This is a genomic window from Pseudomonas sp. BTN1 (assembly GCF_001907715.1).
Classification (GTDB): Bacteria; Pseudomonadota; Gammaproteobacteria; order Pseudomonadales; family Pseudomonadaceae; genus Aquipseudomonas; species Aquipseudomonas paracarnis.
Genome location: NZ_MPBM01000009.1, coordinates 1 through 13,476 on the forward strand (window position 1 = coordinate 1; position 13,476 = coordinate 13,476).

At 61.2% G+C, this 13,476-nt stretch carries 13 protein-coding genes; 7 read left to right on the forward strand and 6 right to left on the reverse strand.

The genetic code is table 11. From position 1 onward, the window contains the following. Window positions 1-128 precede the first annotated feature (128 nt). From BMH52_RS03660 to BMH52_RS03670, 3 genes are read right to left on the reverse strand one after another with little or no spacing between them, the layout of a single operon-like run. Window positions 129-401 (reverse strand): oxidative damage protection protein, encoded by a 273-nt coding sequence (locus BMH52_RS03660; RefSeq protein ID WP_014716509.1) that lies wholly within the window; start codon window positions 399-401, stop codon window positions 129-131. Then, window positions 398-1,465: an A/G-specific adenine glycosylase gene (mutY, locus tag BMH52_RS03665; RefSeq protein ID WP_020302399.1), complete on the reverse strand. Its 1,068-nt coding sequence runs from the start codon at window positions 1,463-1,465 to the stop codon at window positions 398-400. Before mutY ends, BMH52_RS03660 begins: the two co-directional genes overlap by 4 nt. Continuing rightward, window positions 1,462-3,678: an AsmA family protein gene (locus BMH52_RS03670; RefSeq protein ID WP_073842948.1), complete on the reverse strand. Its 2,217-nt coding sequence runs from the start codon at window positions 3,676-3,678 to the stop codon at window positions 1,462-1,464. The genes mutY and BMH52_RS03670 overlap by 4 nt, the downstream gene beginning before the upstream one ends. A 326-nt stretch (window positions 3,679-4,004) precedes the next feature. Here BMH52_RS03670 and BMH52_RS03675 point away from each other — a divergent pair, with 326 nt between their 5' ends. The 7 genes from BMH52_RS03675 to BMH52_RS03705 all read left to right on the forward strand — a co-directional run bounded on the left by BMH52_RS03675 (window position 4,005) and on the right by BMH52_RS03705 (window position 9,829). Next, window positions 4,005-5,666, forward strand: coding sequence for an OFA family MFS transporter (locus BMH52_RS03675; protein ID WP_014716512.1), 1,662 nt, complete (start codon window positions 4,005-4,007; stop codon window positions 5,664-5,666). 292 nt (window positions 5,667-5,958) lie between these two features. Beyond that, window positions 5,959-6,555 (forward strand): imidazoleglycerol-phosphate dehydratase HisB, encoded by a 597-nt coding sequence (gene hisB / locus BMH52_RS03680; RefSeq protein WP_003187781.1) that lies wholly within the window; start codon window positions 5,959-5,961, stop codon window positions 6,553-6,555. Then, window positions 6,555-7,193 (forward strand): imidazole glycerol phosphate synthase subunit HisH, encoded by a 639-nt coding sequence (hisH, locus tag BMH52_RS03685; protein WP_014716513.1) that lies wholly within the window; start codon window positions 6,555-6,557, stop codon window positions 7,191-7,193. Before hisB ends, hisH begins: the two co-directional genes overlap by 1 nt. Continuing rightward, window positions 7,193-7,450 carry a DUF2164 domain-containing protein gene (locus tag BMH52_RS03690; protein WP_014716514.1) on the forward strand — a complete coding sequence of 86 codons (258 nt, stop codon included), beginning with the start codon at window positions 7,193-7,195 and terminating at the stop codon, window positions 7,448-7,450. Before hisH ends, BMH52_RS03690 begins: the two co-directional genes overlap by 1 nt. 39 nt (window positions 7,451-7,489) lie before the next feature. Then, window positions 7,490-8,227 (forward strand): 1-(5-phosphoribosyl)-5-[(5-phosphoribosylamino)methylideneamino]imidazole-4-carboxamide isomerase, encoded by a 738-nt coding sequence (gene hisA / locus BMH52_RS03695; protein WP_003187784.1) that lies wholly within the window; start codon window positions 7,490-7,492, stop codon window positions 8,225-8,227. A gap of 9 nt (window positions 8,228-8,236) precedes the next feature. After that, window positions 8,237-9,007, forward strand: coding sequence for an imidazole glycerol phosphate synthase subunit HisF (hisF, locus tag BMH52_RS03700; protein ID WP_003187786.1), 771 nt, complete (start codon window positions 8,237-8,239; stop codon window positions 9,005-9,007). 66 nt (window positions 9,008-9,073) lie between these two features. Then, window positions 9,074-9,829, forward strand: coding sequence for an ABC transporter substrate-binding protein (locus tag BMH52_RS03705; protein ID WP_069868907.1), 756 nt, complete (start codon window positions 9,074-9,076; stop codon window positions 9,827-9,829). Between the two features lie 135 nt (window positions 9,830-9,964). Here the strand turns inward: BMH52_RS03705 and BMH52_RS03710 are convergent, their stop codons facing one another. The 3 genes from BMH52_RS03710 to BMH52_RS03720 are packed head-to-tail and all read right to left on the reverse strand — an operon-like array spanning window position 9,965 to window position 13,380. Further along, window positions 9,965-10,738 (reverse strand): divergent polysaccharide deacetylase family protein, encoded by a 774-nt coding sequence (locus tag BMH52_RS03710; RefSeq protein ID WP_019819983.1) that lies wholly within the window; start codon window positions 10,736-10,738, stop codon window positions 9,965-9,967. 2 nt (window positions 10,739-10,740) lie between these two features. Continuing rightward, the gene (locus BMH52_RS03715; RefSeq protein WP_020302395.1) at window positions 10,741-12,054 is read right to left on the reverse strand and encodes a S41 family peptidase; all 1,314 of its coding nucleotides are present in this window, start codon (window positions 12,052-12,054) and stop codon (window positions 10,741-10,743) included. Between the two features lie 30 nt (window positions 12,055-12,084). Next, on the reverse strand, window positions 12,085-13,380 hold the full coding sequence (locus BMH52_RS03720) for a murein hydrolase activator EnvC (protein ID WP_019819986.1): 1,296 nt from the start codon (window positions 13,378-13,380) through the stop codon (window positions 12,085-12,087). Window positions 13,381-13,476: the final 96 nt, after the last annotated feature.

The window sequence follows — 13,476 nt, forward strand, 5'->3', positions numbered from 1 at the left end:
GCTCTACCGACTGAGCTATCTGGGCAACGGGGCGCATTAAACGGGTTTTTCAGGGGGGCGTCAAGCAAGTTTTCAAAAAATATTTAATTATTACCGTCGCTTACGTGCCGACCCCGGTTTTTGATCAATTATTGAGCAGGTGGGACGTAGCCTTCGGCCTGGGCGTATTCCTCGCCGGAAAAGAACTTGTCCATTTCGCCCTGCAGGTATTTGCGGTCTTCGGCGTTCATCATGTTCAGGCGTTTTTCGTTAATCAGCAGGGTCTGGTGTTTTTGCCAGTCGGCCCACGCCTGGGCGGAAACGTTATCGTAGATGTCCTGGCCTTTGGCACCCGGAAAAGGGGCACGTTCCAGGGCTGGCAGTTCTTCTTTGTACTTACGGCACATAACGGTGCGGGTCATGACGAAACTCCTGCGTTCAATACGTCGGCCGCGCGCTTGAGCAATGTTTTTACCGGGGCGGCAAGGCCCAGGCGCGGCGGGGTGGCGAGGTTATACCAGAGCCAGTCGGCCTCGGCCACGTGATGGGCGGTTTCCTCGACCTGGACCAGCCAGGGTTCGATGGCCAACTGGAAGTGGCTGAAGGTGTGGATCAGCCCCGGCAGTTCCTGATGCTTGCCCAGCGCGAGTGCATGCTGGTTGGCCAGGTGGTCAAGGTCGCCCAGGTCATCCAGCTCCGGCAAGCTCCACAAGCCGCCCCACAAGCCCGTAGACGGGCGACGGTAAAGCAGGATCGCGCCCTCGGCGTTCGCCAGCATGGGCATCAGCGTGCGCTTTTGCGGAATGGTCTTGCGCGGCTTGGGGATCGGGTAGCGCGTCTCCAGGCCGAGCATGTGGGCTTCGCAGCCTTTTTCCAGCGGGCACAACAAGCAACTGGGTTTGCTGCGGGTGCAGAGCGTGGCGCCCATGTCCATCATTGCCTGGGTGTAGGCGTTGACGCGGGTATGGGGTGTAAAGCGCTCTGCGGTGGCCCACAGCTGCTTGGCCACCTTGGGCTCGCCAGGGTAACCCTCTTGCGCGGTAAAGCGCGCCAGCACGCGTTTGACGTTGCCGTCGAGGATCGGCGCGCGCAGGCCCATACTCAGGCTGGCAATCGCGCCAGCGGTGGACAGGCCGATGCCCGGCAGCTCGGTGAGCTTTTCGACGTCGCGGGGAAACTCACCGCCGTATTCGGCGACAACGATCTTGGCGGTTTTTTGCAGGTTACGCGCCCGGGTGTAGTAGCCCAGGCCCGTCCACAGGTGCAGCACTTCGTCTTCCGGCGCGGCGGCCAGGGCTTCGACCGTGGGCAGAGACGCCATGAAACGGTCGAAATAATTGAGCACGGTGCTGACCTGGGTCTGTTGCAGCATGATCTCCGACACCCACACTCGGTACGGCGTGATGCCCTGTTGCCAGGGCAGGTCGTGGCGGCCGTGGCGGTCGTACCAGTCCAGCACCGCCTGTGAAAACTGCTCGTTTTTCATCGGTTGAACAGGCCTTTCAATGCGTCTTTGAGCTTGGGATTAACCTTGTCGAGTTTCTCTTCCAGCTTCTCGTTCAGGCGATTGCCGGCCGCCTTGAGGGCGACCTGGCCGAGGCCGTCCTTGTCCAGGCGGCAGGCCTTGGCGCCCAGCTCCAGCGGGCCACGGCAACGCAGCGGTACCTCAATGCCCTGGAAGTTGGCGCCGACCTGGCAAGCCGGGTCCGGCACGTCGCGCTTGTCGCCTTCAACGATGATGCCGACGCGGTAGTCCATACCCAGCACACGTAAATCCACATCACCGTTGCCGTTGAGCGTCAGGCCAGGAATGCGCACTTTCAGGTCGGGGTTGCTGGCCACGCCGTTACGGAACGTGAGGTTGCCGCGCAGTTCCTGGAAGGGCGTGTCCTTGCCGCCTGGCGTGGTGCTCAGGGTCTTGCGGTTGAGCAGGGCGATGCCGGTACACAGTTGCTGCTCAATGTTGGCATTGAGCAGCACACCGTTGTTGATCACGAGGCTGGCGGTGCCGTTGAGGCTGTCGATCAGGGCCTTCTGGCTGTTGCCGCGGCCGCTGAGGTTGCTGTCGAGGGTGAGCTGGCCTTTGACCGGCGGAGTTTTCCCTTGGGCCTGCAGGATGCGTTCAACAGGTACCTGCTTGATGTGGCTTTGCAGGGCCAGCACTGGCGTGTCCTGGCGCACGTCGAGTGTGCCGTTGGCCTGGAACGTGCCGTTGTAGAGACCGCCGCTAAGGGTGTCGAGCTTGAGTTGCCCGTCAATGCCGGAGGCTTTAAGCACCGCATTTTGAATGGGCAATTGGCTAAGGGTCAGCTCGCCAAAGGTCAGGTCTGCATTCACGTCCAGGCTGCGCAGGCGCGTCAGCGGCAGCAGTTTGTCATTGCTCCAGGCACCTTTGGTCGGCGCCTCGGGCAATGGTGTGTTGCCGCCTGCCGCCATGGCGCCGGCCTCGCTGCTCTGTACTTCGGCCTGGCGTGCAGCGGTTGCACCTTTGGCGGCTTCGGATTTGGCCGGCAGGTAATTGTCGGCATTGAAGGTATCGCCCTTGAGCTGCACACGCAGGGACTGCTTGGCGAAATCATCCACGGCGACGCGGCCGGTGAAGGTGCTGCCATCGAGCTTCAGGTTCAGGTCTTCCAGGGCGACGCTGGTGGGCGTGCCCTTGAGGCGGCTCACCAGCTCGACCTTGCTCAGGCTACCTGGGGCCATGGCTGGCAGTGGGTGGCCGATGCTCTCAAGAAACTTGGCCAGGTCAAACTGGGCAACCGACAGGGCGCCGCTGATCTGCGGGGTTTTGTCCAGGTCATTGGCTTTCAATTCGCCCAAGGCGCGCAATTGGTTGGCCGCCAGTTTCAGGTTGGTCCATTCGGCGACGTTGGCCGCCAGGTCCACCAGCAGTTGGCCCTGGGTAGAGAAGCTCACGGTCTTGCCTTGCAGCGGCTCGCCGGTGGCTTCACCGCTTAAGCGCATGTCTTCGAACTGGTAGCGCTTAAGGGCCCGCTGGATGCGCAAGTTGCCGTTCAGCTCGGTCTTGACCCGCATCAGCGGCTGGTTGCTACCCAGGAACGCCGTGAGTTTCAGCGGAATGCTGGCGCCTTCGTGGATGGCTCCGGCGCTCAGTTGGATGCTCTCGGCACTCAATTGCTTGCCGGTCTGTTCATCGGTGTACTCAACACGAGCGTTGTTGATGGTCAGGCTGTCGATGTCCAGGCGGATCGGCTGCGGCGGCTTTTCCGGCTTGGTTTCAGCCACGGGTTCGACTGGCGCGGGAGCGGGGGTGCCTGTGGTTTCGTCGGGCAGGTTCTTGCCGATGTCTTCCCAGTTGCCGTGGCCCTGTTTGTCGCGGTTCAGGCGCAGGTTCAAGCCCTCGACACGCACATCGCTCATCTGCACTTCGCGGCGCAGCAGTGGCAGTACGCGTACCGACAGGCCGAGCATCTGCAAGTCGGCGAAAGGTTGGGTGGGTGCGGTCAGGGTCGCGACGCTGGCCTCGTGCAGTTCCAGGCCCAGCCAGGGGAAAAGGCTCCAGCCGATATCGCCATTGAGCGTCAGCTCGATGTGGGCCTTGTCGCGGGCTATCTGGCGAATTTCTTCTTTGTAGTCGTTGGGATCGAAAAGGTGGGTCAGGGCAAAGCCGAGCGCCACAATGATCAGCAACAGCCCCAGAAGTACCAGACCCAGGATTTTGCCGAACGCTTTCATGGGCGAGTCCTTGTATGTCGAATTCAAAATTTAGCCGCAGAGTATAACGCCCGAAGGCCGGCGTCAGTTCACGGATCGTTACATTGTATCCACCGGCGTGGAAATGGGATTTTGACGTCAGAAAAATACAGATAATCCAAAAAAGGTAGTGGCAGTTTGATTTTTCTGTCATCCACTGGTGCTAATCTCTGCACGTTCGTCCGCCTTCTGCGACTTAAGGTCGCGCCTAAAAGGGAGCTTCACTCAACAAAACGGCCACGCTTTGCGTGCAAGGCCGAGGGAGAGAGCGCCTGACGGACGCATACCAATAACTGGGGGAAACACCAATGAGCACTAGCACTGTGGCCGGCACTGCCGCCGCACAGCCTGCGTTCCTGTCCAAGGAGCGCATCATCGCCAAGCCGGGCTTCAACCGCTGGCTGGTTCCACCGGCCGCCCTGGCCATCCACCTGTGCATCGGCATGGCCTACGGCTTCTCGGTGTTCTGGCTGCCGTTGTCCAAGGCGCTGGGTATCACCGCACCGGTGGCCTGCGCGCCGGACATGAGCTTTATCGCCCAAGTCTTCTCGTCCCAATGTGACTGGCCCATCTCCATGCTGGGCTGGATCTACACCCTGTTCTTCATCTTCCTGGGCTGCTCGGCAGCGATCTGGGGCGGCTGGCTGGAACATGCGGGGCCACGCAAGGCCGGCGTTGTCTCGGCGTTGTGCTGGTGCGGTGGCCTGCTGATCTCGGCGCTGGGTATCTATACCCACCAGATCTGGCTGATGTGGATCGGCTCCGGTGTCATTGGCGGTATCGGCCTGGGCCTGGGCTATATCTCGCCCGTTTCGACCTTGATCAAGTGGTTCCCGGACAAGCGCGGCATGGCGACCGGCATGGCGATCATGGGCTTCGGCGGCGGCGCGATGGTGGGTGCGCCCCTGGCTGCGGCACTGATGGGCCATTTCTCTTCGCCCACCAGCGTGGGCGTATGGCAGAGCTTTGTGGTCATGGCGGCGATTTATTTCGTGTTCATGATCGGTGGCGCCCTGCTGTATCGCGTACCGCCGACCGGCTGGAAGCCTGAGGGCTGGACCGCGCCGGCGAAAAAAGCCAGCAATGCGATGATCACTCACCGTCACGTGCATGTGAATGTGGCGTGGAAAACCCCGCAGTTCCGCCTGGTATGGCTGGTGCTGTGCCTGAACGTGTCTGCCGGTATCGGCATCTTGGGCATGGCCTCGCCGCTGCTGCAGGAAGTGTTCGGCGGCAAGTTGTTGGGTGTTGATGTGCCATTCGGCCAATTGGATGCGGGCCAGTTGGCCTCCATTGCAGCCATTGCCGCTGGTTTTACCGGCCTGTTGAGCCTGTTCAACATCGGTGGCCGGTTCTTCTGGGCCTCGTTCTCTGACTACCTGGGGCGTAAAAATACCTACTTCGTGTTCTTCGCCCTGGGCTTTGCCCTGTACGCGCTGATCCCGAACCTGGGGCATCTGGGCAACGTGGCGCTGTTTGTGGCGGCGTTCTGCATCATCCTGTCGATGTACGGCGGTGGTTTTGCCACGGTTCCGGCCTACCTGGCCGACCTGTTCGGCACCCAGATGGTTGGCGCGATCCACGGTCGCCTGTTGACCGCCTGGGCCGCTGCGGGCGTGTTGGGCCCGGTGCTGGTGAACTACCTGCGTGAATACCAGTTGAGCATCGGCGTTGAACGCGCCGCGGCCTACGACATCACCTTGTACATCCTCGCCGGCTTGCTGGTGCTGGGCTTCATCTGCAACCTGCTGGTGCGCCCGGTGGCCGATAAGTACTTCATGACTGATGCAGAACTTGCCGCCGAACAGGCGCTGGGCCATGACAAAGGTGCCGATGCCACCACCGTGCTGGAGTGGAAGGCCTCCGCCGCCAGCAAGCCGCTGGCGATTGCCGCGTGGCTGGTAGTGGGTATTCCGCTGGCGTGGGGTGTGTGGGTGACCCTGCAGAAGACGGCGGTACTGTTCCACTGACACCGCAATAAGGGTGGGCCCGGCTCCTGTGGGGCCGGGCTAATGTGGGAGCTGGCTTGCCTGCGATACAGGCACCTCGGTGTACCAGTTGCCTCGCAGTGATGCTATCGCAGGCAAGCCAGCTCCCACAAAAGCCAGCTCCCACATAAGCCCATGCTCACATGTATGCACATGTCTATCCCCGACATTCCTCGCTCCAACTCGTCAGTCTTATCCCCTTCGTTGTTTCTGTTTAGCGCCTGCGCCCCTATAATGGCTGCCTTTTTCGCCCAATGATTTTGCGGAGCTGGTGATGGCCGAACGTAAGGCATCTGTCGAGCGCGACACTCTGGAAACCCAGATCAAAGCCTCGATCAACCTGGATGGCACCGGAAAGGCCCGATTCGATATCGGTGTCCCTTTTCTTGAGCACATGCTGGACCAGATCGCCCGTCACGGGCTGATCGACCTGGATATCGTCGGCAAAGGCGACCTGCATATCGACGACCACCACATGGTGGAAGACGTGGGCATCACCCTCGGCCAGGCGTTTGCCAAGGCCATCGGCGACAAAAAAGGCATCCGTCGCTACGGCCATGCCTATGTCCCGTTGGATGAAGCGCTGTCCCGGGTGGTCATCGACTTCTCCGGCCGCCCGGGTTTGCAGATGCACGTGCCTTACACCCGCGCGAACGTGGGCCGTGGCTTTGACGTCGACCTGTTCCAGGAATTCTTCCAGGGCTTTGTCAACCACGCACTGGTCAGCCTGCACATCGACAACCTGCGCGGCACCAACACCCACCACCAGATCGAAACCGTGTTCAAGGCTTTCGGCCGCGCGTTGCGCATGGCTGTGGAAGTCGATGAGCGCATGGGCGGGCAAATGCCGTCGACCAAGGGCGTTCTGTAATGCAGACGGTCGCGGTTATCGATTACGGCATGGGTAACCTGCACTCGGTGGCCAAGGCCCTTGAGCATGTAGGTGCCGGCAAGGTGCTGATCACCAGCGATGCCAACGTGATTCGCGAAGCCGACCGCGTGGTGTTCCCCGGCGTTGGCGCGATTCGCGATTGCATGGCCGAGATCCGCCGCCTGGGCTTTGACAGCCTGGTGCGCGAAGTCAGCCAGGACCGCCCCTTCCTCGGTATCTGCGTGGGCATGCAAGCTTTGCTCGACAGCAGTGAAGAGAACGGCGGTGTCGACTGCATCGGGGTGTTTCCGGGCCAGGTGAAGTTCTTCGGCAAAGACCTGCATGAAGAGGGCGAGCACCTCAAAGTCCCGCACATGGGCTGGAACGAAGTGCGCCGCACCGTCGACCACCCGCTGTGGCACGACATCCCGGACATGGCGCGTTTCTACTTCGTGCACAGCTACTATATCGCCGCCGGTAACCCGCGCCAGGTGGTGGGTGGCGGGCATTACGGCGTCGACTTTGCCGCCGCGCTGGCCGATGGTTCGCGCTTTGCCGTGCAGTTCCACCCGGAGAAGAGTCATACCCATGGCCTGCAATTGCTGCAGAACTTCGCCGCGTGGGATGGTCGCTGGTAATGGCCAAGAAACCGAAGCCGCCGATCTTGAACCTCACGCCCGAGCAGGAGCGTGCGGCCACCGACAAGATCAAACGTTTCATGGAAGACCGCTTCGAGCTCAAGCTGGGTTCGTTCGAGGTCGCCGAGATTCTTGAGCTGTTCACCACCGAAGTGGCGCCGCATTATTACAACAGGGCGGTTTTCGACACGCAGACGCTCCTTAAGGAAAGGTTCGAAAGCATCGAAAGCGACTTGTGGTCGCTTGAGAAACCCTGATTTCCCAAGCATTGCTGAATATCGAATAAGGTTTGCCAGATGCTGATTATCCCCGCTATCGATCTCAAGGACGGCGCTTGTGTCCGCTTGCGCCAAGGCCGCATGGAAGATTCCACGGTGTTCTCCGATGACCCGGTGAGCATGGCTGCCAAATGGGTAGAAGGGGGCTGCCGTCGTCTGCATCTGGTGGACCTGAACGGTGCCTTCGAAGGCCAGCCGGTCAATGGCGAGGTGGTCACCGCCATTGCCAAGCGCTACCCGAACCTGCCGATCCAGATCGGCGGCGGTATCCGCTCCCTGGAGACCATCGAGCACTACGTGAAAGCGGGCGTGAGTTACGTGATCATCGGCACCAAGGCCGTGAAAGACCCAGCCTTCGTCGCCGAAGCCTGCCGCGCGTTCCCGGGCAAAGTGATCGTAGGCCTGGATGCCAAGGATGGCTTCGTCGCTACCGATGGCTGGGCTGAAATCAGCACCGTGCAAGTGATCGACCTGGCCAAGCAGTTCGAAGCCGACGGCGTGTCCGCCATCGTTTATACCGACATCGCCAAAGACGGCATGATGCAGGGCTGCAACGTACCCTTCACCGCAGCCCTGGCAGCGGCCACGAAGATTCCGGTGATCGCTTCCGGCGGCATCCACAACCTGGGCGACATCAAGTCGCTGCTGGACGCCAAGGCGCCTGGGATCATCGGCGCCATCACCGGCCGTGCGATCTATGAAGGCACCCTGGACGTCGCCGAAGCCCAGGCTTACTGCGATGCCTACAACGGCTGAGGACTGACCATGGCGCTGGCCAAACGCATCATCCCTTGCCTGGACGTCGACAACGGTCGCGTGGTCAAGGGCGTCAAGTTCGAGAACATTCGTGACGCCGGCGACCCGGTGGAAATTGCCCGTCGCTACGATGAGCAAGGTGCCGACGAGATTACCTTTCTCGACATCACTGCCAGCGTCGATGGCCGCGATACCACGCTGCATACCGTCGAGCGCATGGCCAGCCAGGTGTTTATCCCGCTGACCGTGGGTGGCGGAGTGCGCACCGTGCAAGACATCCGCAATCTGCTCAATGCCGGTGCGGACAAGGTCTCGATCAACACCGCCGCCGTGTTCAACCCTGAGTTTGTCGGCGAAGCCGCGCAACACTTCGGCTCGCAATGCATCGTGGTGGCTATCGACGCCAAGAAGGTCTCCGGCCCGGGTGAAACCCCGCGCTGGGAGATCTTCACCCACGGCGGGCGCAAGCCTACCGGGCTGGACGCGGTGGAGTGGGCGATGAAGATGGAAGGCCTGGGCGCCGGTGAAATCCTGCTGACCAGCATGGACCAGGACGGCATGAAAAACGGTTTCGACCTGGGCGTCACCCGCGCCATCAGTGATGCCCTGGGCATCCCGGTGATCGCGTCGGGCGGCGTCGGCAACCTGCAACACTTGGCCGATGGCGTGCTCGAAGGCCATGCCAGCGCGGTGCTGGCGGCGAGTATTTTTCACTTTGGTGAATACACCGTGCCCGAGGCCAAGGCCTATATGGCGGCGCGCGGTATCGTCGTGCGCTAAACGCTGCTGGACACCATGGCAGGCTCGCGGCACTCTCTGCGCTTGCCATGGATTCCGGTAGCCTTCATGTTCAAACACCTGCTGCTCGCCCTCGCCAGTTCCTCCATGTTCATGGCGGCTACGGCACACGCCGAACAACCGTCTGACGCCTCCCTGGTGTTGTTGACGGAAAATTTCCCGCCCTACAACATGGCGAAAAACGGCAAGAACTTCGCCAAGGACGAGAACATCGAAGGCATCGCCGTAGACATCATGCGCGAAACCTTCCAGCGTGCCGGCATTTCCTACAACCTGACCCTGCGCTTCCCGTGGGAACGAATCTACAAGCTCGCCCTGGAAAAACCCGGTTACGGTGTGTTTGTGATGGCGCGTCTGCCAGACCGTGAAGCCTTGTTCAAATGGGTCGGCCCCATCGGCCCGGATGATTGGGTAATGTTGGCCAAGGCCGACAGCAAGATTCAGCTAGAAAGCCTGGAGCAAGCGCGCCGCTACAAGATTGGCGCCTACAAAGGCGATGCCATTGCCGAAAGCCTCGACAAGCAGGGGCTCAAGCCGATGGTCGCCCTGCGTGACCAGGACAATGCGCAAAAGCTCATGGAAGGTCAGATCGACCTGTGGGCCACCGGCGATCCTGCCGGGCGTTACCTGGCGCGGCAGGTGGGGGTGAACGGGCTCAAGACGGTGTTGCGGTTCAACAGTGCGCAGCTTTACCTGGCGTTGAACAAGGACGTGCCGGATGAGGTGGTGGCCAGGCTCCAGGCCGCATTGGATGAGTTACGCAACAGCGGCCGTATAGACGAAATCATGGCGCGTTACCTCTGAAGTCGGCAGGATGAACACGATCAACAATGTGGGAGCGGGGTTGCCGCGATAGCAATGGATCAGCCAATACCTGTGTGACCGACACTCCGCCATCGCGGGCAAGCCCGCTCCCACAGTAGATCTTTGCGATCTTCCTTAACGGTAAATACCGTCCTTGCCATGCCCGGCCATCGCCCGATTACTGCGCACGCTGATCATCAACTTGATATCGATCCACTCCACGCCCTGGGCCTTGAGCTTGGGCAATTCGCGCTCCAGCACCGCCAGCGTCTGTGGGTAAGGATGCCCGATCATGACTGCCGAACCCTGCTTGTGCGCCAGTTTGATCGCGGTCTGCAGTTGCGTGGTAATCGCCGCCTCGGTGCGTTCGTCATCGAGAAATACATCCCGCGACACATGGGCCAAACCGATCTTCTGTGCCTCGGCGGCGGCGACGGTTTGCGCACTGGTGCGGCTGTCGACGAAGAACTTGTGACGCCGTTGCAACTCACCCATCAGCCAGGCCATCGCTACCGGTTGTGCAGTCATGCGGCTGCCCATGTGGTTGTTGATACCGGCGGTGTAGGGCACGGCTTCAAATGCCGCGTCCAGGCGCTTGCCCAGTTCTTCGATGGACAGCTCCGGGTGCCAGGCGAATGGGCCGGTGGCCGGGTCCATAGGCATGTGCAGGATCACGATCTTGCCAGCCTTGTGGGCCTCACGGGCGAATTCGGCGGCGTGGGGCGTGTCCGGCATGATGGCGGCGGTCACCGGGCCGGGTAGCGCAAGCACGCGACGATCCCGAGGCAGGTTTTGCCCCAGGTCGTCGATGATAAGCGTCAGGTAGGCTTTGTGCGGTTCGCCGGCAGGGGCCGCTTGAGCGACCCCTGCCAGGCTGCACAGCACAGCGAAGATCAGGGCAAAGCGCATGATCAACGGCTGCGGGTGATGCTCAAGCCCTTGAGCAGGCTGAGTGCCTGGGCCAGTTGGTAGTCATCGTCCTGGGGCATCGGCTTGGCCTTGGCGCGGCTGCCGGTTGGCTGGTCGGCGCCGCCGTTGCCATTGCCCAGGTGACCTTGCAGATCGGCCTCTTTGTAGTATTCGCCATCGATCTCGTTGGTGATCTTGGCGCGGCGTACTTCGATGTCCGGCACGATGCCCTGGGCCTGGATCGAGCGGCCGTTGGGCGTGTAGTACAGCGCCGTGGTGATCTTCAGCGCACGCTCGTTGTTCAGCGGCAATACGGTCTGCACCGAGCCTTTGCCGAAGCTGGTGGTGCCCATCAGCACGCCGCGCTTGAGGTCTTGCAGGGCGCCGGCGACGATTTCCGAGGCCGAGGCGCTGCCGCCGTTGATCAGCACCGCCAACGGCACGTTTTCGCTCAAGTCGTTGCCGGTGGCCGAGAAGCGCAGTTCGGAGTTGGCAATCCGGCCTTTGGTATAAACGATCAGGCCCTTGGTGACAAAGTGGTCGACCACTTCAACCGCCGACTGCAACACGCCGCCTGGGTTGTTACGCAGGTCAAGCACGATGCCGTTGAGCTTCTTGCCGTTGTCTTTGCGCAGCTTGGCCAGGGCCTTGGCCACTTCGTCGCCGGTCTTGACCTGGAACTGGGTGATACGGATGTAACCGTAGCCCGACTCCAGCAACTGGCTCTTCACGCTCTTGACCGTGATGGTCGCACGGGCCAGGGTCACGTCAAACGGGTTGCCGCCGTCGCGTACCAGGGTGAGGGTGATCTTCTGGCCGAGCTTGCCGCGCATCTTGTCGACGGCTTCGGTCATGGTCTGGCCACGGGTCGGCTGGCCATTGATCTTCACGATCAGGTCGCCGGCCTGGATGCCGGCCTTGGACGCTGGGGTGTCGTCGATGGGCGAGACCACTTTGATCTGGCCGTCTTCGGAGCCCACTTCGATGCCCAGGCCGCCGAACTCACCACTGGTGCTTTCCTGCAGCTCGGCGAAATCTTCCGGGCCCAGGTAGGCGGAGTGCGGGTCGAGGTTGCTGAGCATGCCCTTGATGGCATTTTCCAGCAGGGCCTTGTCGTCTACGGGTTCGACATACGCTGCCTTGATCCGGTCCATGACCTCGGCAAAGGTGCGCAGCTCGTCCAGCGGCAATGGCGCCTTGGTCGTCGCAGCCATGGCAGGTGCAGCCGGTGCGGCCTGGTCGGCAAAAGCCAGAGGCGCGCCGATCACCAGAGCGATCGTCAGGGCCAGCGAAGTGAGGCGGGACAAATGCAGCATGTCGAACGAACTCCTAATGTAGATGCGACCCTATCCTTGGGACCGGCACCATTGTGCAGGGTCGCTCGGGCGGCCCTGCTGACGAATAGCAAAGTACAGCGCCGGGGTGTCCTGGCCACCACTGTTACCGACAGTGGAGATGGATTCACCGGCTTTTACAACATCACCTGCCGACTTGAGTAGTGTCTGATTGTGGCCGTAAAGGCTCAAATAGCCATTACCGTGGTCAAGAATCACCAGCAAGCCGGCGCCCCGCAACCAATCGGCGAACACCACGCGCCCACCATGCACGGCGTGGACCTGGCTGCCGGCAGAGGCGCTGATCATCACGCCATCCCACTTGGCACGGGTGTCATCGCCACGGGTTTCCCCAAAGCGTGCCAGTAATCGACCATCAACCGGCCATGGAAGTTTGCCCCGAGCTGAAGCAAAAGGGCCACCGAACGACTCGCCACTGCTGGAAACCAGCGGGCCAGGGGCTGCACGCGCCGGTTTGCGCGGGGCCGGAGCGTCGCTGGTGGCAGCCAGTTCGGCCTCACGCTGACGCTTTTTTTCGGCTTCCTGCTGGGCGATCAGCGCTTTTTGCCGCGCTTCTTCGGCCTCGCGTGCCTGGCGGGCCAGGGTTTCTTCGATAGTCTTGAGGACTTTGGCCAGGTCGGCCTGGTCCTGCTCGCGTGCCTGGAGCTTGGCGTCGCGGGCTTTTACGTCGCTGTTGAGCTTGGCCAGGGCCTGCTGGCGTTCCTTGCGCACCTTGTCCAACTGATCACGCTGGGTGTCGAGGGCGGTTTTCTGGTCGAGCAGTTGCGATTGCTGGTCGGCAATCTCCTGCTCGACATTGGCCAATTGGCGCAGGGTTTCGTTAAACCCCTTCAATTGCGCCAGGCGTGCCTGGCTCAGGTAGTCGTAATAGGTGAGGGTACGGGCGAATTTTTCCGGGTTCTGCTGGTTGAGCAGCAGCTTGAGGTACTCCTGGCGTCCGCTCTGGTACGCGGCACGGGCCTGGATCGCGATCAGGCGTTGCTGTTCAACGCGTGCGCTCTGGAGTTTTTTTTTCTCAGCGTCGAGTCGCTCCAGTTCCGACTCGCTCTTCTTTAGTTCTTTTTGCAGCTCCTGGACCTGCTTCTCCAGCTTGCCCATCTCGGTTTCCGTGCCGCGCAGGTCTTTCTGCACCCCGGATTTTTCTTCCTGGAGCTTGCCGAGCAGTTTTTTCAGCTCGGTAATGTCCTGACGCGTAGCGTCCAACTGTTGTTGGGTTTGTGCGCGCTCATCGGCAAATGCCGGTTGGAGCAGGCAGACAAGAGCAAGGGTGATCAAGGCGCGAAGCATAGAGGCGGGCGACACCAGGGGAAAAGGACGGCCTAGTATGCCCGCCAAGCGCTGCAAAAAAAACGCCCAATTGGGGCGGTAGGGCAAGATAGCCGC

What these genes read in the sequence shown, in the direction of transcription:
- BMH52_RS03670 (WP_073842948.1), bottom strand. Translation starts at nt 3,678, where the DNA reads ATGAAAGCGTTCGGCAAAATCCTGGGTCTGGTACTTCTGGGGCTGTTG.
- BMH52_RS03715 (WP_020302395.1), bottom strand. Translation starts at nt 12,054, where the DNA reads ATGCTGCATTTGTCCCGCCTCACTTCGCTGGCCCTGACGATCGCTCTG.
- BMH52_RS03710 (WP_019819983.1), bottom strand. Translation starts at nt 10,738, where the DNA reads ATGCGCTTTGCCCTGATCTTCGCTGTGCTGTGCAGCCTGGCAGGGGTC.
- BMH52_RS03705 (WP_069868907.1), top strand. Translation starts at nt 9,074, where the DNA reads ATGTTCAAACACCTGCTGCTCGCCCTCGCCAGTTCCTCCATGTTCATG.
- hisA (WP_003187784.1), top strand. Translation starts at nt 7,490, where the DNA reads ATGCTGATTATCCCCGCTATCGATCTCAAGGACGGCGCTTGTGTCCGC.
- BMH52_RS03720 (WP_019819986.1), bottom strand. Translation starts at nt 13,380, where the DNA reads ATGCTTCGCGCCTTGATCACCCTTGCTCTTGTCTGCCTGCTCCAACCG.
- BMH52_RS03660 (WP_014716509.1), bottom strand. Translation starts at nt 401, where the DNA reads ATGACCCGCACCGTTATGTGCCGTAAGTACAAAGAAGAACTGCCAGCC.
- hisB (WP_003187781.1), top strand. Translation starts at nt 5,959, where the DNA reads ATGGCCGAACGTAAGGCATCTGTCGAGCGCGACACTCTGGAAACCCAG.
- hisH (WP_014716513.1), top strand. Translation starts at nt 6,555, where the DNA reads ATGCAGACGGTCGCGGTTATCGATTACGGCATGGGTAACCTGCACTCG.
- BMH52_RS03675 (WP_014716512.1), top strand. Translation starts at nt 4,005, where the DNA reads ATGAGCACTAGCACTGTGGCCGGCACTGCCGCCGCACAGCCTGCGTTC.
- BMH52_RS03690 (WP_014716514.1), top strand. Translation starts at nt 7,193, where the DNA reads ATGGCCAAGAAACCGAAGCCGCCGATCTTGAACCTCACGCCCGAGCAG.
- hisF (WP_003187786.1), top strand. Translation starts at nt 8,237, where the DNA reads ATGGCGCTGGCCAAACGCATCATCCCTTGCCTGGACGTCGACAACGGT.
- mutY (WP_020302399.1), bottom strand. Translation starts at nt 1,465, where the DNA reads ATGAAAAACGAGCAGTTTTCACAGGCGGTGCTGGACTGGTACGACCGC.